The organism is Pseudoflavonifractor sp. 60 (assembly GCF_009911645.1).
Classification (GTDB): Bacteria; Bacillota; Clostridia; order Oscillospirales; family Oscillospiraceae; genus Lawsonibacter.
The window spans coordinates 37,255-59,750 of sequence record NZ_QWKI01000055.1; the positions used below are offsets into that span (position 1 = coordinate 37,255).

Consider the following 22,496-nt stretch of genomic DNA (forward strand, 5'->3'; position numbering starts at 1 on the left):
TTCATGCTTCCTCCGTTCTTGAACTGTTCACCGAGAGATACTTTTTATCCTCACGGTCAATCATGACATCAATTCGCTTTTTGTTCTGGATATCGAGCAGATTGATATTTACGATATCTTCCTCAATCCCATTAAAGGATTGCAACTGTTCGATGAAACGCCAGACCTTCTTTACGAGATCGGATTCGAGGAAAAGGACGGGAACTCCGCGTTCTGCTTCTGAAAGCAGCAGATACATATCGAAGTCAATTTTCAGGAAAATGTTCGCTGCGTCCTTTTTCTCAAAGCGCACATAGTTCGGGATCATTTCAATTCCGGCTTGCATATTTTTTTGGAGCGTGGGTCTACCGATACGAAAACTGCTGGTTTTTTGGGTGCCAATGGAAATCAGCACCTTGCGCGGTTCATTATCAAACCTGTGTCCAGACCAAATCTTCATTTCGGAGTTCGATGGTTTTGCGCTTCCGAAGAATGCGTTAATTTTTCGAATCAGTTCCTTGGCGATTTTCTTGTCGTTCTGCTGCAGGAAGGCTTGGAACTTAGAGGCGTCATCATCAAGTATCTTTAGGAGTTCCTCACCATGGGTATTGAAGAAATAAAACTGTCTTTTGCGGAGCCTGAACAACTCATCATTATCGTAGGCGATGGCCTCGGCAGGAACCTTGTAACTCTCCGCCCATGAGTCTGCCTCAAGATCATTCAGAATGATTTTCTCATCCCAAAGTGGGTGCGAGATCTTGACCGGATCGATACTGCGCCTTATTGCGTCAAACAGTCCACCCTTACCCGCATAGACCAGATTGGCGATATCATATTCATCATTACCAGCCGTCTGATTCAACTGTTTGCAGGTGCGGTTGCCAAAGAGTAGGAAAGCAATAAGACTTTGCACCTCTCGCAGTGTTGCGTGATACCCCTGAAGAACCACTCGTTCCAAGACGATAGACAGCCGTTTCTGGAACAGAGCACCGTTTAACAAAGCGCGATTTCTTGTTACGACACAGTCATCGTGCAACGGGCATCCGTCACACTCTTTATAATGCTCCTTGGAGGTGAGCTTAGTAATCGCCTGGGCAAGCACCTCCGGAGTAAGGACCTCGCGTTTGCTGAGATCAAATACGACCACACTATCAGGATTGATCTCCTCGTTATGAAAAACGATTGAGGATGTCATTGCGCGGTATGCTTCGGCAATGGGTGCAAAAGCACTACCGTACTCCTTATTCACGGAGTAGAGTATAGCAGCATTAATCGCAATGACAAACGCTTTCCCGTTATCGTGAGCATTGACCCAGCCATCAAAAATCTCTCGATTTGATAGTGTACTGGCATCAAGAACGATTTCGATGGGCTTACCCAATTTTTCTAATTCGGGCTTCATTATTCTGATAATGTGTGTCTTGCCGTCGCCCGGATTGCCCGTAAGGACAATGTCTTTCCCGTTCTTTGCTGCGTCTATAATCGCAGAATCGAGTCTTGTTTTCAGGTGGATGAGAGATAGACGTTCGGGAGCAATGTGATCCGCATACCCACTTGAACCACGATAGAAGTCACGAACGAATTGGAGTCCTGCTTTTGCTTCGTCATTCGCCGGCATTTGTGCCACCTCCAATTGGGGAAAGCTCCACTCTTTTTCTCCATCTATTTGGTTTCCGACCATGAATGCGTTTTTATCAAACGCCCGTATCCGCTCATAGATCGGTTCATAATTCAGCCTGCTGGAGAGCCATCGCTCAGACCAATAATCTATAATTTTTTGCGTTCCAGCCTTATACTGCTCCATATCGGTGTAGTAGTGCGGTCTATCAGCTTTGCCCAACAGGTAATCCGATGTATTAGCTGCAAGACAGGCTCCATATACGATTCTCGACATGGCATGCTTTGAGAAATCCTTTGAGTCCTCATTTGTGGCCTCAAGGAGTTCCCGGATTGCCATTGTGAGAAGACGCATTTTGGGGCTGGCCCCCTCGCCGAACACATGATTAATCCGGTTAAATCCGTCGCTTGTCGCCTCAGTGAGACTAAGAGTTGTGGCCTTGCTGATATGCATCGTACCGAAGCCAATTGTCATTCCGAGCCGTTTCCAAACGACATCAAAATCCGATCCAAACACCTCGCTGGGGATTTTAAGCCGATTATACTGGCTTGAGCCAACATAATATAAGGACGTAGTGCCGACATAGACAAGCTCCGCTGGACGACACACTGGCTGGCCTTTGAGTCTGCTGGCAATTTCGCTGGCTTTGTTTTCATATCGGGTTTTATAGTCATGGACGACCTGGGGAGAGGTGGCAAGCAGAGCAACGAGTTTTCCACCTAAGATTTCATTGTACGGAGGGATTGCTCCGCAAACATTCAGTTCCATGAGGCTGGAGCCGATATGCTTGGTCTTTTGAGCAACGAGGGCATTGCGAATTACAGAACTACCAGTTTCGCTTTTGCAGAAATTAATCCAGTTCTCATCATAATCAGGATCGTTTACAACGTCGGTAAGCGTTTTCTTGGCGATCAGTAATCTCGCAAGCTGCTCGGCCCGCTTCCTGTTGTAAAGGGCTTGCTCTGTTTTTGTAGATATGCTTCCGAGTTCGCTTCGTTCATCATCGTCGTATCCGTTTTCGGAAGAATTTCTGAGCGAATCCTGACGCTGCTGCTCTGCATTTGCTGCAAAATCAAGAAGCATACGGATATCTTCATTCGTTGGGTTCCTGACCGTCATTTCCGTACAAAGCTCGGAATAGTCGATGCCGGAGATACCATCCTCGATATATCCCAGCAGGCGCTGGAGCTCAAGACGAGCATCATCGCCGGGCAGTGTGAGGATATTCTCGATAAAAGCATACTGGTTCCAGCCAATATAGTCATCTCTACAAGTAATCTGCACGGCACAGTTTTCCAGAGATGCTATTCCCATGACTGCATGCATGGGGTGGGCGGCATCCCTGATGAGATATTGCATTGTTCTTCCGGGAGTAGTCTCGGAAGGCGTCGACCATGTCAGCCGGAAATATCTCCAAATCTCTGATATCTTAAGGCCGGTAAACTGGTCTCGTTCGTTTTCCGTAACGAGTTGCAGATATGGCTGGATTGCCTGCTTAACACTAATCCTTCCTGCGTGCGCCTGTTCTAACCGATTGGCAAGTTCGGGGCCGTCTGCAATAAGTTCGGAAATATCGTGTCCGACAGAGTTCCGAGCCTCCATATGCTTGATAAAGTCGGTAAAAGTAAGCAGACGCTCATGCCGACTTTCACGCATCCAACTCCGTAGCAGCTGCTTTACCTCGGGGGCGGACCCATCATGGGGGGAATTCCCGTTGAGGGTTGGGAGGTTCATGTAAAGGACGCCATCTCTATAAAACGCTTTCCACGAGGCATGGATAAGATCCCGGAAGAGGAACCAAACTGCTCTGTATTTTTTTCGTTGATTAAGATTGAAGGTGCATTCTGAAGTTACCCACTTGATTTCCTCATCCGCAATGTTTTCGATGTCGGCCAGAGTCGTGTCCTCAGTTATTCTGGATACCGCATTGTAAAACCGGATACGAAAATCACCTTCGAGCCTTGGCCTAAAAGGGATTTCCCGAGTCAGCATGAATGAAGACCTCTCTCTCCGATTATTCTCTCACCAGTTCCATGATGTCTCCTACATCACAGTCGAGGGCGCAACAGATTTTGCAAAGGATCTCGGTATTGGTGCTTCCGCCGCGACCGAGCTTTGCAAGAGAGGTCGCACTGATTTCAGCCAGTTCGCAGAGGCTTTTTTTCTTGATTCCCTTATCAATCAGCAGTTTGAACAGCTTATTGTAGCTGAAACGTCCTTTTTTACCGGCATGGGTATCCATTACACTCCCCCCCTTGTTATTTGCGAAATCAATGGCACAAACCAGTTGGGCAATTATTGGCCAGCGCCCCTAATCGCCCGAAAATTGATGCCTCGGTCTGAAAACGAAAATATTCTATCACAAAATTGCGCTTTCGTCTATATTTTTCCACTTTCGCCAAAATATTTTATTGAAGTCTTGAATGGCAGCTTGATTGTCTTCTCGAGCTTTGATATTCTTGTCCATACTGCTCAGGACATAAAGTGTTGAGATGAAACGAACAGGGAAGTCGGTGCCATGCGCATTCTCATGCTGGGTAGTAGCTTCACATCTGCAAATCAGATGCCCCAAATGCTCGCTACCTTCATCGGCGGGGAGGTAGTCTGCCACACCCGGGGCAGGGCGCGGTGTGGCGGTCCGAACAGTTGAACCCTGACACCAGGCTGGGTGTCCAAACCCAGGCTGCACTGGCGACTATGTGGTGCTCCTGGAGATGAGCCACGGCCCCATCACCGTGCTCAAGAGCTTCTTTGCCGGTGTGGAGCGGCTCTGTGAGCCGATCCGGAAAATGGGGCCGTGCCGGTCCTGTTCGCCACCTGGGCGTATCAGCGGGGTGGAGCCAAGCTGGCCGCCAAGGGCTGGGCCTATGACGAGATGGTTCGGCGGCTGGCTGAGGTATATCGAAAAGCGGCCCTGGACAGCGGCGTCACGGTGCGGGACAATCTGATCGGCCTTTCCCCGTCCTACCCCACAGACACCGGCCTCGTCCTGCTGAGGGCCTACCTCTACAGCGACTACCCGCCTGCTGACACCCTCACCATCTACGGTTCCTTGAACCAGAGCGAGGAGGACAAGATTGACTGTACCGAGAATGTGGTGGAAATCGAGGGTGACAACCACGCCCAGTTCGGCAATTACGGCCCCCAGAAGGGGGATGCGCTCGCCGTCATCTCAGCAGAGGAACAGTAGACCCGGACGGTGGAGGCTGTGGTGGACTTCATCGCCCAGCGGCGGGGATAAATGAAAGGGCTGTGGAGCGGTTCACACATTGGGGGTGCCCTTCTGTTCTGCTCTGTCGGCGCAATATATTCAGACATCCATACAGCCGACTTTTTCGCAGACTTCGAGATGTGTTATGTCCTGCGTGTAATGTCATTTTTTATGAGGGGGATGGCATTACAGTTACTTTGGCATGGCAAAACCGGTGGACAAACATGAATTCATTTGCCGTACTCCGGTTGCCGGACAATCTCCACGGGCTCTGTCATGGGAGCGTCATCTAGCACCTTGAAGAGATGACTCTCAAAAAGGCTGGAGGGCAGAGAAGGCGATTCGCTGTGTCGTTTTCGACATTTATGTATTTACGTTCGAAAAAATATTTGCAATCCGTTCTGGGGTTTATTCCTTGTTTACTGGTACGCAATATTTGACAGGATAGTTCTCCTAATCAATAAAGAAAGCAGTGCGTTCCAGGTAGTGTGGAATGCACCGCTTTGTTTCATGTTTGGCTATGCGTAGAAGTTGACGCTGTTGGGTATTCCGACAAACATATAGCAGTATGTAATCCCGTCGTACTGGGTCACGCCCACACCGATGCAGTCGCATCTCGGATCGATCATCGTCTGGAAGTGTCCGGGAGAGTTGATCCAATTGTCGACGGCACGTTGAGCAGCATCGGCTGTACCGGTGAACACAGTCAGGTTATCACCGAAGCCGTAGGGGTAACCGGCGTCGACAGCGGCCTTGCTCTCCTCCGGAGAGTGATGCCAGGTGTACCGCCGGTTGGAGCAGATTTGGGCGGCGTTCATCAGGGCATCGTTGACCGGCAGCTCTGACACACCGTTGGCCTTGCGGGTCTGGTTGATGAGCCGTATCAGTTCCAGCCGTATCTCCATGCAGTCTGTCAGGCTGGTATTGTCATTCTCAACGGAAGGGGCGGGGTCAACGGTGGCACCGACCGTGAGCGTCATGCTTCCACACTCCCCGGCACTGTTGGAGGCGGTGATCTCCGCTGATCCCTCTGACTTGGCGATGGCAACCCAGAAGGTCAGCACCTGTTCCACCGCCACGATGTCCGATGCGCTGGAGGTGACGGTGCACTCCGTACCTCTGGGGCCAATGATGAGTCCGCTTCGCTCTCCGACCTCCAAGGTACTGCCTTTGTAGCTGCTTACTTGGATGGATTCGTCTGGCGCTACTGTCGCTGTGGCGGGGATGGTGAGGGCGGTTGCGAGGATGCCTGCTGTCAGTGCGGCAGCGCTATACTTTTTTATACTAATCATTTGCTTTTCCTCCTAATTTCAGCATTTTGTGGGGCTTTTGCAACCAACACAATACCGAAACAGAAGATGAAAGTCGATAGGGACAAACGGAGAAATTCAGAGGCAAAAAGTAAGCAAACTATACAGTGCTTTGCTGTCCATGTGGAGGAGCCCTTTCGTTACGACAATCTTTCTGACCACATAACCAGCCACAGACAGGTGTGGAATACACGGAAACACTGTATTCAAAGAGTGTCGGAAAGCAAATGGAATGGAACGGAAACGGCTAGAAATAGACAAAAAATATGTAAAAAATATTGCTATGGCAGTTGGTAAGGATGAGGTCCCCAGTTCAAATCTGGGTAGCAGCTCCAGAGAAACCCGTTGTCCCGCAAGGGATAGCGGTTTTTTTTATTTTGTGGTTGCTGTAAAAAATCGGTGAGAAAAGAAGACCGTAATCCTGGTATTCCTCGCCAAAGAAAGCCTTGTTTGCGGCGATCTCCTCCAGTCTGCCTTTCGGTTCATGGAGCAGCGGTGTGGTCAGGTACTGTTTGCGTACACTGCCATCGGTTTTGGGGTCTTTCAGAATCAGCCTGCTTTTGGAAGTGGAGACCTGTTTCGGAAAGACCTTAATAATTTTTTCTTCTGGCAGTTCACGCAGAGCGTCATCGGAGACACGCTCCACAATCTGAGTGATCCACATACTGCGGTCCCGAAAGTTGATACTGCCTGCCTCAAGGCCAACAACCTCACCGGAGCGGAGAGAGCAAATAAAGCCGAGGTGGACTGCCAAATGCAGCAGAGGGTCATTCTCAATGCTGTCCAGCACATCCAGAACTCGTTTGGGCTCCCAGGCCTTCCGTTTCTTTGTCTTTTCCGAGGGTGGAGTCGTTTCGGGAATCTCCGTGACATAGCCCCATCGTTTGGCGGTTGGAAAGCCAAGCATAAGAATGTTGTAGCATTTCTTGACAGTCGGAGAACTGAGCGTGGGAATTTCCGAGGCTTTCTTTCCGTAGCTCTTACTTCCGCGACAAGGCTTCCTGCGGAGATAATCAATGAAGTCGTCAATGGCCTGTGGTGTGATGGAGCTCATGACCCAATCGCCCAAATAGGGGTAAATGTGGGCCTCTAAATTCTGCACATAGCTGTCGTAGGTCTTGGGTGAAAACCCCTTATTCCTGGCGTGTACGGGTAGAAACCGCTGCATAAACTCACGGTATGTTCTATGGGTATTGTCCTCCTGACAGGAAGCAGTCGGAAGCTCTTTCACATCAGGATTTTCCTGGGAGATTCTTTGCGCGGATTTTTCAATGGCACGCTTCCTTTTGTAGTCCAGTGCAGCTTGCCGGATATCATCAGGGCGTTTTTGCGTTTGCAGAAAATCAATGTACGCTTTTCTCTGGATCGCTTCTAATTCGGTATTGTAGGATTCCCATTGCTGTTTACGGATGCCATCGGAGGTTTGATAGGTATAAACGACATTATGGGAAGATCCCCTAATGGTGTAGGTTGCCACAACAGATCGTCCTCTCTATGGTGTGATTTAAGTGGCGCTGCCTCCCTCGTTGAACCATTTGTCAAACGATTCTTTGTGGATGCGCAGACACCGCTTACCAAGCCGGATGACTTTGAAATCGCTTGTATGTTCGCAGAGATAATACGCTTTGCGAATGCTCACACCAAGGATATCAGCTACCTGCTCAGCGGTATAGGTACGCTGAACAGTGCCGCTGCAAGTAGATTTATCCATAACAGGACTCCTTTTGCAATTCGGCAACTACAACAGGTATGCAAAATGCCTCCTCTCTGAATTTGTTTAGCAGGGTAGGAACATTATATAGCATACCTGACGAATTGCCAAGAAAATTTTATTGTTTGAATTTTTCCTATTCCCGGCCCATTTCCTGCGCTCTCATTCCAGACCGCGTATTGTCAGGCTGCCGCTGTGCGGCATTTCAGCGGCGGGTGTGCAGAGGCACACTGTCCGCCGCTCCTGTATAACCTCCGGGACAGGGTGTGGATGTACTGGCGCTTATGGCCGCTTCATCGTTTGTCAAGGTATGTGTCCGATTTGGGGCTTCTGCATAATAAATAGAGACAGGCCCCCTTTTTTTCTGCACCAGAAGAGAAAAAATTTTATTTTCTATATGTGGTATTTATTCCTTGACACACACAATATATTGTGCTAATATCTCCTTGTAATTGATTCTATGTGCGTTCCTCTTTTTTGAGGGCAGGCCGTCAGGTCTGGGGGCGAAGGGTTTCGCATTGCACACGTTACGGGAAAGGCTTGATACCAAGGCAGCCTTTTCCGGTGATTGTACGGACTGTCAGCGGTATTACTGCGCCCATTTATGGCGGGTATCTGCTGATTTTTTATTTTCATATGGGGAATCACCCCAACGCGAACAGCGGGAATGACTGATGCCACCAACCAGGTGGTGATCTGGCCTTTGGTCAGAGTACAGTCATTCCCATTTTTTTTTGTTGCCCAAACGCCGCAAGGCTTTGAGGATAAATCAAACGATGAAAGGAGCGCAGACCATGAAACGCAAACGACTTTGGAAAGCAGGAGGCCGCCCCAGACGGGGAATCGGCTCCATGCGTCTGAACCGCAGAAAAGACCAGCGGCTTAGACGCACAGACACAGCCCACAGAAAGGGGGTGAACACCTTTGGCGCAGACATCCCGGCGTGACCCTCTGGTACTGGTGGATACCACCAGCCTCTCCAGAGAGGATTGGCTGGCATACCGCCGTCAGGGGATCGGCGGCAGCGACGCGGCGGCCGTTCTGGGCATCTCCCCGTTTCGGACCTCTGTAGACCTTTACTACGACAAGTTGAACCGTCCCATCGAGGATGACGGGGGCAACTGGGTCGCTATGGAGGTCGGAACTCTGTTGGAGGACCTGGTGGCCCGTATCTTCGCAAAAAAGACCGGGCTGACGGTCTACCAGCGCAAATCCATGTTTCAGCACCCGGATCACCCCTGGATGCTGGCCGATCTGGACTACCTGGTTATATCGAGAATAATGGCGAGCTGATTTTGGAGAGCCTGCGCCGGCTGATGGGACCGTCCATTAAGGATGCCCCTCCAGTTGCATTGACTCAGCCACAGTCCGCCAGGGTATTCCGTTACCTGGAACTGAAAGAGGAAAAGGGCCGTCTGGAGGCTGAAGCCAAGCGGCTCAAGGCCGAGATGGACCGTATGAAGGCCCTTATTCTGGCCGACATGGGGGGCAGTTGCACAGCAGTCTATGAGGATGCCAGCGGCAGCTACACCGTGACATTCCATCCCAGCTACAAGGAAAGCATTTTGAAGGACAGTCTGCTTCGGCTGAAGGAAAGCCACCCGGACATTTATACGGAATATGTTTCAGTCTCCGAGAGCAGACGATTCAGCATAAAATATGCCGCCTCAGATGCGGCGTAGAGAGGTGAAAGTAATGAGCATTGTCGCGGCCTTTGACAAAACACTCTTTTACAATGAGGCCAGCAAATACTGCGTCCTGCGGCTGAAAACTGCGGACCTGATGGTTCCAGAGGACGCCCGAAGCACTTACAAATTCAGTGACCACTTGATCCGTTTTGTGGCTGTGGGCTACGACCTGCCCCAGACGGATTCCATTAAGATGGAGCTGGAGGGCATCTGGTCCAACGGCAAGTACGGCTGCCAGCTCCAGGTGGAGCGTTGGCATGAGATCGTACCACCCACCATTGAGGGTATCCGGGGCTATCTGACCCCCGGGCTGCTGAAAGGGATCGGGCCTAAAACGGCCGAGGCCATTATTCAGCGGTTCGGCATCCAGTCTCTCTATGTGCTGGAGCACCAGCCAGAAAAGCTGCTGGAGATCAGAGGCATTACAGAGGAGCGCTTGGAGGAGATCAAGAATGGCTATGCCACAAGCAAGGCCATGCGTGACCTGATGACTCTTTTGGCCCCTTTCAAGGTAACCCCTACCACAGCCATGAAAATCTATGAGCATTTGGGCTCAAATGGTGTGGAGCTGCTGCGGAAAAGCCCGTTTCGGCTGTGCCAGATTTCCGGTTTCGGCTTTAAGAGGGTTGACGCCATCGTACAGAAGTCGGGCGGCGATCTCCACGACCCCATGCGGGTCCAGGGGGCGCTGTTCTACACCCTGGAGAAGTCCCGGACCGAGGGCGGCCACCTCTATATGGAGGCGGAGACGCTGGTCAAGGAAGCTCTCCTGCTTCTGAACGAGAAGATTCCACAGCTGGACCTGCGGCTGGAGCGCCAGCAGGTGGAGCAGGAGTTGAAGGCCATGATTATGACCGACGTGATGGTGGCCAACAAGGGCAACATCTATCTGCCCCATGTGTTTACCCAGGAGAGCGAGACGGCCTGCAAGGTAGTCCAAATGCTTCTGGAGAGACCAGAGCCGGTCCGGCTTGCTCCTGTGATGGAGCAGATCAAAAGCCGGCTGGGGATTAAGCTGTCTCCCAAGCAGTCTGAGGGCGTGGAAATGGTATTCCGGCATAACCTGTCCATTATCACCGGAGGCCCCGGTACTGGCAAGAGTACCGTTTTGAAAGCGGTCATTGCGGCGTACCGACAGCTCTACCCCAGAAACACCATTCTGCTGGGGGCACCCACCGGCAAGGCCAGCCGCCGCATGGCGGAGACCACCAGCATGACTAAGGCCCAGACCCTGCACAGCCTGCTGAAGCTGCATGGGGAAGATGCCGGATGGCAGAAACCAGAGGACCTGGAGGCCGATTTCCTGATTGTGGACGAGTGCTCCATGATGGATATGTGGCTGGCCTACCAGATGTTCTCCCGGCTGAAAGCGGGTACGAAAGTGCTTTTGGTGGGTGACGCTGACCAGCTGGAGAGTGTCGGCGCGGGCAGTGTGTTCCGGGAGCTAATCCAGTGCGGTCTGGTTCCGGTTACAGTATTGGACCAGCTTTTCCGCCAGGCTAGGGACAGTCTGATCGCCCACAACGCGAAACTGATTAAAGATGGCAAATGTGAGCTGTACTATGGCCGGGATTTCAGCTTTGTCCAGGCCGATTCCCAGGAGGAGGCCGCAGAGCTGATTCGCACCACTTATCGAAAGGAGCTGGAGCACACCAGCGTGAGGCAGGTGCAGATTCTCACCCCCTTCCGCTCAGAGGGAGCGGCGTCGGCCAACGGGCTGAACGAGGCCATCCGGGATGAGATCAATCCGGCGGAACCGGGAAAACCGGAGATCACCTTTGGCGGCAAGCTGTTCCGGCTGCATGACCAAGTGATGCAGGTTAAGAATGATAGTGATATCATCCTGCATAACGAGAATAACGAGCCTGTTTCCAGAGGTGTATTCAACGGCGAGGCGGGTATGATATCTGCCATCCGGTCCAGCACAGTGACTGTCAACTTTGACGGCCGCTTTGCGGATTATTCTCTGGCGCACCTGGGAGATCTGGACCTGTCCTATGCTACCACCATCCACAAGGCCCAAGGCAGCGAGTACGAGGTGGTGATCATCCCCATGCTCCCGGCCCACAAGATTCTGCTGTCCAGAAACCTGTTCTACACAGGGATTACCCGTGCAAAGAGGCGGGTAATTTTGGTCGGCCATAAAAAGGCGCTTTACATGGCGATTGGAAAGAGCAGCAATGGACGGCGCAACACACTTCTGGGAGAGCGTATTACACTTTACCAGCGTGCTCTGACGCACAAGGCTGTTCCAGCTGCTTTGGACGGCGAAACAAAACTGAAAGACGCCAGTTAAAAATGAGATGCAAGCGCAGAAAAAAGCGCTGGTATCTCTTATTTAATTTTATGAAGGGAGAATATCTAAATGAAAGAACAGAACCACACTTTGATCGAAACCGTCCCCGCCGCCCGGGAGCTGCGGAATGTGCCGGGCTTTGACCCAATGCGATTTGTTCGCGGGACGGCGGCCAAAACCGGCGAGACGGCCCTGAAGCTGGACCTGCCCTACAAGCGGCTGTGGTTCCGGCTGGCCTGCCCCGACGGACGGATGCTGCTGAATCCTCTGCGGATCACCGACCAGATGGCGATTTTCGAGGCCCGGCTCTACGCCAACCGGGACGACGCCTCTCTGATCTCCAGCTTTACCTCCACACAGCTGGCAAAGGATGGGTCCGGTGTCCAGTACATCTGCAAGGCCCAGGACGAGGCTCTGAACACAGCGTTGGACAACGCCGGCTTCGGCATCCAGCTGTGTGAAGTGCCCAACAGTGGCGAGACCGAGACCCCGCAGGAACAGCCCGGCTCTGAGACGGCGGTGGAGCCTGCTTCCATCGCCCCCGAGGCCCAGCCGCCTGTAGAGCCAGCCAAACAAGTGGAAGCGTCGCCGCCCGTTCAGGAGACGCCCGCCCAGACAGCGTCCAAGGTGATTTCCATGCCTGCCCACGAGCAGACGCCTGCCCCGGCCGCAGAGCCTGTGGCTGCCCCTGTTGCGGAAACACCTCCGCAGCCGGTAAGCGAGGCCCCTTCCGCTCAGGAACCCCCGCGCTATACCGCCGACATGACGGTGGAGGAGATTCGGGCGCTTATGACCCTGGATGAGGCCAAGGCAATCATCGTCCCCCTGGGCTCCTGCGCGGGACTGACCCTGGGCCGGGTGGCCGAGGAGCGGAGAGCCAGCCTGAAGTGGTATCTGTATGCCAAAACCGACAACATCGTGAAGGCCGGCGCTTCCATGCTGATGGAAGAACTGGGGGTGAAAAAAGCCGGGTAAGTTTCTGTCGTGTGCCTGATGGGAAGGAAAGGAGCTGGTGGCTATAGGTACGGCGGATTTTCCCTTTTCGATACTGGATGTGGCCGCCTTTCTCCGCCTGAATATCAGGCGGAGGGGACCGGACTATGTCTATGCGGACTGCCCGATCTGTGGCGACCGCCGCGGAAAGATGAATCTCAACCTGACTAAAAATGTCTGGCGCTGCAACTACTGCGGTGAGGGCGGCGGAATGCTGGCCCTGTACGCAAAGGTCTATGGGGTCAGCAGTTCGGCGGCCTACCAGGAGATTTGTGACGCCTTGCAGACCGGGAGCGCCGCCCCGGAATATACGGTTCCCTATGCGGCCGCTTCCTCCAATGAGATCCCACAGGCGGAACGGGCCAGCGTGCAGGAAATTCACCGCACCTTTACCGCGATGATGTCCGCCCTGACCTTGACCCCGGCCCATCGGGAGCACTTACGTGGCAAGCGGGGGCTGACGGACGCTGGGATTGAACAGTTTGGCTTCAAGAGCACCCCTCCCCCGCAGCTTTGCCGCACATTGGCAAGGCGTTTGGCGGAACGGGGTTACACAGTACAGGGCGTTCCGGGCTTCTATGTAGACGACTATGGAAAGCTGACTGTCAAATTCCATCAGCGGACCTCTGGGATACTGATTCCCATCCACAGCGTGGATGGACTGCTCTGCGGCCTTCAGACACGTCTGGATAAGCCCATCCGGGACAAGGACGACCCGCCGGAGAAAGAGGGGATCAAGTACCTCACACTGTCCTCCGCAGGCAAGAAGATGGGTACGACATCTAAAAGCCCGGTCCATTTTGTGGGCGACCCCTGCTCCCGTGTGGTCTATGTGACGGAGGGGGCGCTGAAAGCGGATATTGCCCACACCCTGACAGGCCGCACCTTTGCGGCCACGATTGGGGCCAACAATACCGCCGGGCTGGACCAGCTGTTTGCCTTTTTAAGCAGAAATGGCACTGAGGAAATCATCGAGGCGGAGGATATGGACAAATATCGCAACCCGGCGGTCAACCGGGGAGCGGCAAAGGTACATCAGGTTGCAATCAAACACGGGATGGCGTGCCGGCAGTTGATCTGGGACCCCCAGTACAAGGGGATTGACGATTGGCAGCTGGCGCTTCATCGAAGAGAGCAGCAGAATGAGGAACAATGAGGAAAAGCTGAAACAGCTTGAACATCTGTGCACGGCCTGCCGGGAATTGGGCGCCGAGGTGCGGTACCGCCCTGAGCATGGCTGCTTCACCGCAATGGTCTGGGATGGCTGGGATGAGCCCTACAACGAGGGGCCCGCCCAGGCCGTCCAGCATCAGATTCAACGACAGACAGCTCAATATCCTGACCTGGTGTGCTACTGCTTCGATCCATTCAGCACACTGGTCTATGCGGTTTGAGCAAATATGAGGGAAGGACGCAATATCGGTTTAACAGCCGGCTTGCGTCCTTTTCATTTCAATATTTTGGGAGGTTTTTATAGAGATGGGTATTTTTTCTGAGATTGATGTGGAACAGGAGAGCCGCGATGAGCTCCAACATGAGACAACTGAACAGCCGCAGATTTCGCTGGTGGAATCTCCGCCGCCGGCTGAATCCGATTCTGAAGCGGAGCCGGCCGAGACCCAATTGGTCGCCGACAGCCAAGACAAAGACGCAGCCCCGGCTGAGGACAAGGACGAGGAGACCAAGCGGAAAGAGCATGAGGCCGCTGAGGCCAAACGCAAGGCCGAATGGGAGGCCAGACAGCAGAAGAAAAAAGCTGCCATGCAGGAGAAGCTGGATCGTCTGGCCGCCATGAGCGATGATGAGGTGATGGTCGCCTCCATGAAGCAGGTGAGCGCCGATACTGAAAAGCTGACCCGGCGCAATATGAAGGACTGTGTGTCAGAGCACATTCAGACCCTGTGCCTGGACAACCCTGCCTTTGCCCGGAAGGTCATGCACCCCGGCAAAAGCATGGTCCACTGTATCTGGTACATCAATCGAAAGGCAAAGGAGTTTGTTGAGCAAGAGATGAAGGATAACGATATCAAACCGGAAAATGGTATCTATGGCAGTGATGTTCCGGACGATCTCTGTTATCAATGGGCTGTGGACTACTTCAATGATCCGGATGCCGAAGAGGACAAAGAAAAGGACGAGCAGTTTGTTCCGAAGCCTTATATCGGTAAATCCGCCAAGTCAAAGGGTAACGCAAAGAAAGCTGGAACGAAAAAAACTGAAAAGAAGGGAATTGATAAGCCCAAATCGGAATCCCAGCCAACTGGAGATGACGGCCAGCTCAGTTTACTGGGGGTGGCGTAATGGACGGAATTGATAAAAAAGCCTGCCGCCAGTTTTTGGAGCCTGGTCGGACCCCCAATTCTGACTGTGGACTGTTCCTTTTTCCCAAGTTGAAATACATCATCTGCACAGCGGTGAAAATTGTCGGTCACCGGCGCTTGCTGATTTTGTGTCTGTATGCCAGGGGGAATACCCCTGGCGACAAACCGAAGTTGACCTATACCATGTTTCAGGCCAGCGACAGCTTTATTACCTATAACCATGGGACAGACACAAAAGCCGTGTCTCCAGAAGGTGGGAACTGATATCCGTGAACTGCGGCTGCTCCGTATTCTTCGGGCGGCAGGACATCAACCGGGCGATGCAATCTTTACCTGGGTGAATACCAATAAACTTACAGAAATGGATCAATTAACCTGCGCTCTGCATAATACTACCCCACACAAGCTGATGCGTTACTTGGATCAGTTGTTCGCAAAATTGGGCAACAGTACTTATCGGGGATGCGCTGGAGTTTTGTCCGATTACAGAGATTATTTGGGCTTTTGTGAGCAGTTGGGATACGACTTGAAAAATGAATTTATCCTGTTCCCCAAAAACTTCAAGAGGGCGCATGATCAGGCCAACGATTTGGTAAAGCAGCATCGAGTGGAGCAGTATGACCCGCAGATCGCCTCCATGCAGGAGAAGTTGAAGCATCGGTATCAATTCAAGTCTGACGGTCTTATCGTGCTGCCGCCCCATTCCGCGCGGGAAATCGTTGTCGAGGGTCAAAAGCTGCACCACTGTGTCGGCGGATATGCGCAGAGCATGGCCGAAAAGAGATGTATCATTCTGTTCATCCGGCAGGAAGCTAAAAGGAACAAACCGTTTTTCACGGTAGAGGTACAAGGTGATAAAATTCGCCAGGTACGGGGTTCTAACAACCGCGCACCTGTACCGGAGGTCACCGCGTTTTTGGACAAGTGGAAGAAGAAAAAACATTTGAAAGAAGCTGCATAGAATTGGAGGTTCATTATGAAACAGCTTGGTAATTTGGCAATCGTCTGTGCCCGGCGTCCCGAGGCGCTGATGCAGGTCTATGGTGGTAAGGTAACTGTCTATGTCGGCTCCGGCCCGGAGCGGGAGGTCTTACATACCGCTTGGGACAACGACGCAGAAATCAGCCGTATCGTCCACGAATTGAATTTTGGAAAATACGCGAAGGAGGCGGCGTGATGGTACTGACAACTTTTCAGCAGCTGCGGGACTTGACCGCGCGGCTTAACCGTTACCGGCATGAGTATCACGACCTGAAGGCCCCCAGCGTGATCGACGAGGAGTATGACCGGGTTTTGGGAGACCTGACTGCATTGGAGAAGACCATCGGGACCCGTATGGCGGATTCCCCCACCTGGAAAATCGGCTACCCCTCGGTAAAGGAGCTGAAACAGGTGGTCCACACCATTCCGTTCCCCATCCCAAGGGTGGCTGCCCGGGTTGAGGATATTGCCAACTTTGCGGGCGAGCAGAAGGTTTTGATTCTGCTGTACCTGGACGGCCCGACCGTTAAACTGACCTATGAGGGCGGAGAACTGATCGAGATGACCACCCAAGGCAATGGCAGCAAGGGTGAGGATATCACCCACAATGCCAGAGCAATCAGCGGTATCCCCGCAAAAATCACCTGTCAGGAGCGGCTGGTGGTGCTGGGCAAGGTATTCATCCGCCCCAGTGATTTTGAGGAGCTGAAGAACACACTGATAAGCGGCGATGGGAAACCTTACCCCAGCGGACGGGACTTTGCAGAGGACTCTGTCCGGTTGCTGGAATCCGCTGTGTGCCGGGACCGGCGGCTCACCTTTATGCCCTTCCACGTTCTGGAGGGATTTGTGATGCTGGAGACAAAAGCAAAGCGGCTCCAGGAGTTAGGGCGCTACGGTTTTTGCGGCAGCGACGGCCTGGCAAGCAGGGGCACCCTATCCAGTGAGGATTTGAACGGGGCACTTGAAAAACTGCCAAAGTATGCACAGAAGCAGGATCTGCCCCTTGACGGTATCCTGTTCGCCTACAATGATGTCGTTGTTTCCAAAACGCAGACGCAAGGCCAGGATATTCTTATATTTAAGACTGGAGGCGAGTGCGACCGGCGCCCTCCCTTTATGGACTGCCTGGCAGCCATGAACATCCCTGAGCTTGGGATGAATGAAGTTCTCTCCCTGGCTCTGCATTTCTGTGACAACCTGGACGATTTTGAGGAAGCGGTTATGACCGGATATGATTTCAGCCAGATTCCCAGCGTCGATGCGGCGCTGCAAGAAAGTATCTGCCAGTGGTTTCAGGACGAAGAAAAACTGGTGTCGCTGGATGGAGCTGCGGGAACAGTTGGAGAGATGATTTGAAAAGAGCGTATTACTCTGTTCCACACATACCTGTAGGGCGGCCTGTCATTTTGACAGACCGCCCTTTTTTGATAATCCTGTTGAAAACGACGTATTATATTCGTATAAAAAGAGTAAGGAGGCGTGAAGCTATGTTAATCGCAATCGACCACGGCAATAAATTGATCAAAGTTCCCAATCATGAGCCCTTTACCTCCGGTCTGGAGGAGAGTGATGTACCGCCTTTTGGAGGCGAAACCTTGAAGTACCAGGGGAAATACTACACACTTTCTGAGAAGCGTATTCCCTACCATCGGGACAAGACGGAGGATGAGCGATTCTTTATCCTCTCTCTGTTTGCCATCGCCTATGAGATCGAGGCGGCGGGCGGTTACTCCCATAACGTCATGCGCATCCAACTTGCGGTAGGGCTGCCCCCGGCCCACTACGGCGCCCAGCACAAGAGCTTTACTGGTTACTTCACCGGGCGGGGCGTAGTCCAGTTTGAATACCAGAAGCGGCCTTACTCCATCTATATCGAGAAGGCCATGTGCTTCCCCCAGTCCTACGCTGCCGCTGTGACGATTTTGAAGTCGCTGCGGGACAAGCCCAAGGCGCTGGTCGTGGACCAGGGCGGCATGACGACGGACTTTCTGCTCCTGAAGGATGGGGTGGGCGACCTGTCCGTCTGCGACTCCCTGGAGTACGGGGCGATTACCCTCTATAACAAGATCAAGTCCAAGATCAGCGCCGAGCTTGATATTCTGATGGAGGAATCTGAAATCGACGCTGTTCTGATGGGGCGTACCGAGCATGTGCCGGACAAGGTAGCGGAGATCGTGGAGCAGCAGGCCCAGGTATTTGTCAACGATCTGTTCAGCACCCTGCGGGAGCGGGGCCTGGAGCTGAAATCCGGTACAGTGGTCTTTGTAGGTGGAGGAGCGATTTTGCTGCGCCGACAGATTGAGGCGTCTGGAAAAGTGGGAAATCCCTTATTCATTGAGGACATCCAAGCCAACGTTAGGGGCTATGAGATGCTGTACCAGTATGCAGTGGACGGCAGGTGACGGGAATGGGCGAGAAAAAGGACCCTGGCAAATTCACCGTGCGTTTCAACGCCGCTGACCCACAACAAAGGACAGTAATTGAAATCCTAAATCAGCAGGGGCGGTACAAGGCGCAGTTCCTCACCAATGCGATTTTACACTATATCCATTGCTCCCAAACACCAAAGATACAAAGTACGGTGACAGACAGCGCGGAGATAGAGCGTATTGTACGCCATGTTCTTGCACAGCAGCAGACAACCCCCGCCCTACAACAGGAGGTCAAACAAGCGGCCCAGATACCAGCCAGCCCATCAGAAGACGAGGACAGGGATGCGATTTTTAAGACACTAGAGGCATTTCAACAGAAATAAAACACGGCCTAGCAGTCGAGTGGCTGCTAGGCCTTATTTTTCATTTGGAATTGCCACTGCGATAAAACTGTCTACCACATCCTCCAGGTGGCGGTATTGTTCCGGGGAAAGTTGTGAAACTTTTTGGGAGAGGATAGAACGATCTTCCCCAGAGATTCTTCCCAAGAGAACATTTGTCAAGGGGGATTTCATCATAAAGATGAAATCCCCCTTGAATAAAATGGAAGCAGTATATTAGACGACATTCTCACCTAGGATTATTTTGGGCATTGTAGTTAAACAACGATTCCAACGCTTATAAAATTTCTCGATACCAAGCTTAGATACTCTTGCATGGACCTCTTCGTTTTCCAATACCCAATATAGCACATATGTTACTTTACCAATATTTCTTGTAAGGCGAATAGGTAATTCGCCCTCTTTAACTGCACTAAAATCTTTTTGTCGGTGAGTACGCTTTATGTAATGCACATCAATAACACCATCTTGTTCCAAATAAAATTCAGACACTTCTTTCATCAGTTCTTCAATTTCATCTATCTTAGTTAATTTCGCTTCATATATACATATCTCATTAAACATATCTCCCCTCCTCAAATTCTGAGTTTAAGAAATTGATATGAGCAAAGTATACCACAATTGCAAGCGCCGTTCAACTCTCAATTATCGGCACTGATAGTAGCGGCAAGCAATGCGCCGGTATATACCCGGCGCAGCTTGTTGGGGGTCGACGGCCCCCAAACTCCCGGTGCATCGGCGCAGCCCCGCCCGATGCACAAGCCGCCGGTGGCGTCTGCTGGCCTGTCCATACTGGGCAGGGAGGGGACGCCCGGCGGGCCGCCCCTCGGAGAGCGCACGACTGCCGCAGGCAGTACCACCACCCGCTTGCGGGTGGTGGGTAAGTGCGCTCTTCGAGAGGGTCGGCAAAGAGAACGGAGCGCCCAGGTCATCCCCAGACGCTCCCGCTTCGGTTCCCTCCTGCTGGTTGATCACCGCCTTTCCAGCCTGTGTCATTTTGCCACAAATGAACCATCAGCCAATGTGTATTTGGATGGTGAAACCACCCTTTACACAATACATCTCAGCAGCAGATAGTCTGGGCTGATATCAAGGGCAGCGCAGATACTAATAATGTTTGCTGGGCGTAATGCTTTCTTCCCTGTTTCAGCAGTAGAAATTGTCTGTGTTGTCAAATCTGCGCGTTCTGCGACCTCTTCCTGAGTAAGCCTGAGCTGTTTTCTCCGCTCAACTAACCGTTTTCCCATTTCTTTCAGCAAGTTTTCCATTTCACCACTCCCATGGATAATATTTTATCCATTATGGCGAAAAAATTTAATAGACTATAGATAGATTAAATTAGCAATAACGTATATAATAGGCGAAACAGAAAGGAGAATTTATTATGTATATATGTGCGATCACAGGCCATCGGCCGACCAGATTCAAATTCAAATACAATGAAAACGACTCCCGCTGCAAGCACCTAAAAAGGCGGCTGCGGGAGCAGTTTGTTGAGTTATACGATCAAGGCGTCCGGCGATTCCTGGTAGGTGGAGCCCTTGGTGTGGATATGTGGAGCGGGGAGATTCTGCTGAAAATGAAGCTGGAGCCGGACTACAAGGATATTGAATTGGTTGTAGTGCTTCCCTACCCTGGCCATGATGAACGGTGGGATGAACGGAGCAAAAAGCGACTGGCGTTCTTGATTGAGCATAGTACAGAGCATATTACAGTGGGACAGAAAGCGTGGAGAGATAGCTTTATCCAAAGAAACAGGTATCTGGTTGGCCATGCTGACTGCCTTTTGGCTGTGTATGATAATGAGCGATCCATAAGGAGCGGTACCGGTATGACAGTAAATTATGCTAAAAAAAAGAAAGTGCCGGTTATTTTGATACACCCAGATATTATGGAAATGGTATGGCTTCAATAAGTTAAGATTTGCGCTATAAGATAAGTTTACAATATTCTATACAGTTTCATTGTGTTAGTAGGAGAATGGGGCTGGAGTGTTATACTCCAGCCCCCAGCTTAATATTTCAGAATGTGGTTTTCAGTTCACGTTAATGTCCAGTCCCAGACCGTTTACCCACTCCACCATCGTATTGCGGGAGGTCCCACCGGCGAAGCGCCGTCCATCCAGCCAATCAGCGTCATTGGTCAGGCTGTGCAGATTTCTTGCGCTGGAGCCCATGCCGCTACTGTTGGAGGTGCAGAAAGGAACGATGGTCTTGCCGCTGAAGTCGTAACTCTCAAGGAAGGTGCTGACAATCCGGGGCGCCTCTCCCCACCAGATGGGGTAGCCAATGAATACAACATCGTACTGCTCCATATCCTCCACACTTCCAGAGATAGCGGGGCGGGCATTGGGATCATTCATCTCTATCGAGGTCCGGCTGGAGGAGTTACCATAGTTCAGATCGGCGGAGGTGTAGGGGGTCTGGGGCACGATCTCGTAGATATCCGCGCCTAGGGAATCGGCAATATACTCCGCCAGAGGCTTGGTGGTATTGGTGGCGGAGAAGTAGGCTACCAGCACCTTGGTTTCATCGGCGGGAGCCGGTGTGGGAGTAGGGGCAGCGGCAGGGGTAAAATCAAGTCCTAAACCGTTGGCCCAGTTGGAAAGGGTATTTGTGGTGTCGCTGCTGAAGCAGCGGCGTCCATCCATCCAGGCAGCGCCGTCCGCCAGACCACGGATATTGGAGACACTATTGGCAATGCCGCTTCCGCCGGAAGTGCAGAAAGGTACGATGGTTTTGCCGCTGAGATTTTCACTTTCCAGGAAAGTATAGATAATACGGGGTGCATCGTTGTTCCAGATGGGATAGCCCAGGAAAATCACGTCATACTGTTCCAGGTTTGCCACGCTGTAGGCAATGGCGGGGCGGGCGCTGGGGTCATGCTGCTCGGTAACAGAGCGGCAGTTGGAATTGGTGTAGTCCAGGTCAGCCGCCGTATAGGGCTGTTCCGGCGCAATCTCATGCAGGACAGCCACATCAGAACCAAGGGCAGTCACAAGGTTCTCCGCCACGCCTCTGGTGGTGCCGGTGCCGGAGAAATAGGCAACCAATACCCTGGCTCCGCCGTTGGGGGTGTCCTGACTGCGCGCGAGGTTCCACATGACGGCGGCGGTCTGGGCGCGGGTGACGGGAGTATTTTCGCCAGTAAAACCAGGAATATTGTCCGTAATGGGCCGATCAGTGTACTTGTTCATGATGATATTCAACTGTGCTTGGGTGATGGCGTCGTTTGTTCCAAAGCGGCCATCTCCGTACCCCAGGATCAGCCGCTCGCTGGCTGCCCAGCGGATAGCCTCACTGTACCACTGGCCCTCGGGAACGTCGGAAAACTGCATCAGGTAATTGACCGCCGGGCTGCCCGCCTGCCGCCAGAGGACGGATACCAGCATGGCGCGGGTCAGGTTGCCCTCCGGGGCAAATTGCCTGTTTCCAATCCCGGACATCAGTCCGCGTTCCTGGCAATACATGACGGCTTCTGCATACCAGGAATCGGCGCTTACATCAGAGAAGCCAGTATCCTCCACAGCGGCAAAGGCTGTGACTGACAGAGCGAGGGTCAGGATGGCCGCCATCATCAAAGCGGCCAGACGTTTCAGATTTTTCATAGTCG

General features: G+C 52.2%; 26 protein-coding genes. 16 read left to right on the forward strand and 10 right to left on the reverse strand.

The window, feature by feature from the left end; all coding sequences use genetic code 11:
- Position 1 precedes the first annotated feature (1 nt).
- Positions 2–3,589: a Druantia anti-phage system protein DruA gene (locus D1646_RS07045; RefSeq protein WP_160635793.1), complete on the reverse strand. Its 3,588-nt coding sequence runs from the start codon at positions 3,587–3,589 to the stop codon at positions 2–4.
- Positions 3,590–3,611: 22 nt separating this feature from the next.
- On the reverse strand, positions 3,612–3,839 hold the full coding sequence (locus D1646_RS07050) for a helix-turn-helix transcriptional regulator (RefSeq protein WP_160635794.1): 228 nt from the start codon (positions 3,837–3,839) through the stop codon (positions 3,612–3,614).
- A gap of 555 nt (positions 3,840–4,394) precedes the next feature.
- Between D1646_RS07050 and D1646_RS23115 the strand changes: the two genes are divergently transcribed.
- The gene (locus D1646_RS23115) at positions 4,395–4,787 is read left to right on the forward strand and encodes an alpha/beta hydrolase (RefSeq protein WP_347565151.1); all 393 of its coding nucleotides are present in this window, start codon (positions 4,395–4,397) and stop codon (positions 4,785–4,787) included.
- Positions 4,788–5,326: 539 nt separating this feature from the next.
- On the opposite strand, the gene D1646_RS07060 is transcribed toward D1646_RS23115, so the two are convergent.
- From D1646_RS07060 to D1646_RS07070, 3 genes are all read right to left on the reverse strand, one after another.
- Complete coding sequence (locus tag D1646_RS07060) at positions 5,327–6,100, reverse strand: CAP domain-containing protein (protein WP_160635795.1); 774 nt, start codon at positions 6,098–6,100, stop codon at positions 5,327–5,329.
- 331 nt (positions 6,101–6,431) lie between these two features.
- Entirely contained in the window at positions 6,432–7,595 is a 1,164-nt protein-coding gene (locus tag D1646_RS07065; protein WP_160635796.1) for a site-specific integrase, read from the reverse strand.
- A 27-nt stretch (positions 7,596–7,622) separates the two neighbouring features.
- The gene (locus tag D1646_RS07070) at positions 7,623–7,829 is read right to left on the reverse strand and encodes a helix-turn-helix domain-containing protein (RefSeq protein ID WP_160635797.1); all 207 of its coding nucleotides are present in this window, start codon (positions 7,827–7,829) and stop codon (positions 7,623–7,625) included.
- Between the two features lie 794 nt (positions 7,830–8,623).
- Between D1646_RS07070 and D1646_RS07075 the strand changes: the two genes are divergently transcribed.
- The 14 genes from D1646_RS07075 (at position 8,624) to D1646_RS07135 (ending at position 18,866) form a co-directional block, all read left to right on the forward strand.
- On the forward strand, positions 8,624–8,776 hold the full coding sequence (locus tag D1646_RS07075; protein ID WP_160635798.1) for a hypothetical protein: 153 nt from the start codon (positions 8,624–8,626) through the stop codon (positions 8,774–8,776).
- The gene (locus D1646_RS23905; protein WP_347565152.1) at positions 8,754–9,122 is read left to right on the forward strand and encodes a lambda-exonuclease family protein; all 369 of its coding nucleotides are present in this window, start codon (positions 8,754–8,756) and stop codon (positions 9,120–9,122) included. Before D1646_RS07075 ends, D1646_RS23905 begins: the two co-directional genes overlap by 23 nt.
- Before the next feature lie 2 nt (positions 9,123–9,124).
- The gene (locus D1646_RS23910) at positions 9,125–9,511 is read left to right on the forward strand and encodes a hypothetical protein (protein ID WP_347565153.1); all 387 of its coding nucleotides are present in this window, start codon (positions 9,125–9,127) and stop codon (positions 9,509–9,511) included.
- Between the two features lie 13 nt (positions 9,512–9,524).
- Entirely contained in the window at positions 9,525–11,813 is a 2,289-nt protein-coding gene (locus tag D1646_RS07085; RefSeq protein ID WP_160635799.1) for an ATP-dependent RecD-like DNA helicase, read from the forward strand.
- A gap of 69 nt (positions 11,814–11,882) precedes the next feature.
- Positions 11,883–12,788 (forward strand): hypothetical protein, encoded by a 906-nt coding sequence (locus D1646_RS07090; protein WP_160635800.1) that lies wholly within the window; start codon positions 11,883–11,885, stop codon positions 12,786–12,788.
- A gap of 37 nt (positions 12,789–12,825) precedes the next feature.
- The gene (locus D1646_RS07095; protein ID WP_160635801.1) at positions 12,826–13,962 is read left to right on the forward strand and encodes a CHC2 zinc finger domain-containing protein; all 1,137 of its coding nucleotides are present in this window, start codon (positions 12,826–12,828) and stop codon (positions 13,960–13,962) included.
- Positions 13,949–14,200 (forward strand): hypothetical protein, encoded by a 252-nt coding sequence (locus D1646_RS07100; RefSeq protein WP_160635802.1) that lies wholly within the window; start codon positions 13,949–13,951, stop codon positions 14,198–14,200. The genes D1646_RS07095 and D1646_RS07100 overlap by 14 nt, the downstream gene beginning before the upstream one ends.
- An 85-nt stretch (positions 14,201–14,285) precedes the next feature.
- Positions 14,286–15,107, forward strand: coding sequence for a Cas9 inhibitor AcrIIA9 family protein (locus D1646_RS07105; protein WP_160635803.1), 822 nt, complete (start codon positions 14,286–14,288; stop codon positions 15,105–15,107).
- Positions 15,107–15,391, forward strand: a complete 285-nt coding sequence (locus tag D1646_RS07110; protein WP_160635804.1) for a hypothetical protein — start codon at positions 15,107–15,109, stop codon at positions 15,389–15,391. Before D1646_RS07105 ends, D1646_RS07110 begins: the two co-directional genes overlap by 1 nt.
- Positions 15,381–16,088 (forward strand): PcfJ domain-containing protein, encoded by a 708-nt coding sequence (locus D1646_RS07115; protein ID WP_160635805.1) that lies wholly within the window; start codon positions 15,381–15,383, stop codon positions 16,086–16,088. Before D1646_RS07110 ends, D1646_RS07115 begins: the two co-directional genes overlap by 11 nt.
- 15 nt (positions 16,089–16,103) lie before the next feature.
- Positions 16,104–16,304, forward strand: a complete 201-nt coding sequence (locus D1646_RS07120; RefSeq protein ID WP_160635806.1) for a hypothetical protein — start codon at positions 16,104–16,106, stop codon at positions 16,302–16,304.
- Positions 16,304–17,467 carry a hypothetical protein gene (locus D1646_RS07125; RefSeq protein ID WP_160635807.1) on the forward strand — a complete coding sequence of 388 codons (1,164 nt, stop codon included), beginning with the start codon at positions 16,304–16,306 and terminating at the stop codon, positions 17,465–17,467. The genes D1646_RS07120 and D1646_RS07125 overlap by 1 nt, the downstream gene beginning before the upstream one ends.
- A gap of 131 nt (positions 17,468–17,598) precedes the next feature.
- Positions 17,599–18,513, forward strand: coding sequence for a ParM/StbA family protein (locus D1646_RS07130; protein ID WP_160635808.1), 915 nt, complete (start codon positions 17,599–17,601; stop codon positions 18,511–18,513).
- A 5-nt stretch (positions 18,514–18,518) separates the two neighbouring features.
- Entirely contained in the window at positions 18,519–18,866 is a 348-nt protein-coding gene (locus tag D1646_RS07135) for a hypothetical protein (RefSeq protein WP_160635809.1), read from the forward strand.
- A 33-nt stretch (positions 18,867–18,899) separates the two neighbouring features.
- On the opposite strand, the gene D1646_RS07140 is transcribed toward D1646_RS07135, so the two are convergent.
- The 4 genes from D1646_RS07140 to D1646_RS07155 all read right to left on the reverse strand — a co-directional run bounded on the left by D1646_RS07140 (position 18,900) and on the right by D1646_RS07155 (position 20,152).
- A complete protein-coding gene (locus D1646_RS07140; protein WP_160635810.1) occupies positions 18,900–19,061 on the reverse strand; it encodes a hypothetical protein in 162 nt (53 codons plus the stop codon).
- Positions 19,062–19,100: 39 nt separating this feature from the next.
- Positions 19,101–19,448 carry a hypothetical protein gene (locus D1646_RS07145; RefSeq protein WP_016317915.1) on the reverse strand — a complete coding sequence of 116 codons (348 nt, stop codon included), beginning with the start codon at positions 19,446–19,448 and terminating at the stop codon, positions 19,101–19,103.
- A gap of 77 nt (positions 19,449–19,525) precedes the next feature.
- On the reverse strand, positions 19,526–19,816 hold the full coding sequence (locus D1646_RS07150) for a hypothetical protein (RefSeq protein WP_016317916.1): 291 nt from the start codon (positions 19,814–19,816) through the stop codon (positions 19,526–19,528).
- Between the two features lie 117 nt (positions 19,817–19,933).
- Entirely contained in the window at positions 19,934–20,152 is a 219-nt protein-coding gene (locus tag D1646_RS07155; RefSeq protein ID WP_160635811.1) for a helix-turn-helix transcriptional regulator, read from the reverse strand.
- Positions 20,153–20,268: 116 nt separating this feature from the next.
- On the opposite strand from D1646_RS07155, the gene D1646_RS07160 reads away from it, so the two are divergent.
- Positions 20,269–20,799 carry an SLOG family protein gene (locus D1646_RS07160; protein WP_160635812.1) on the forward strand — a complete coding sequence of 177 codons (531 nt, stop codon included), beginning with the start codon at positions 20,269–20,271 and terminating at the stop codon, positions 20,797–20,799.
- A gap of 120 nt (positions 20,800–20,919) precedes the next feature.
- Here the strand turns inward: D1646_RS07160 and D1646_RS23915 are convergent, their stop codons facing one another.
- Entirely contained in the window at positions 20,920–22,491 is a 1,572-nt protein-coding gene (locus D1646_RS23915; RefSeq protein ID WP_160635813.1) for a flavodoxin, read from the reverse strand.
- Between the last annotated feature and the right edge of the window lie 5 nt (positions 22,492–22,496).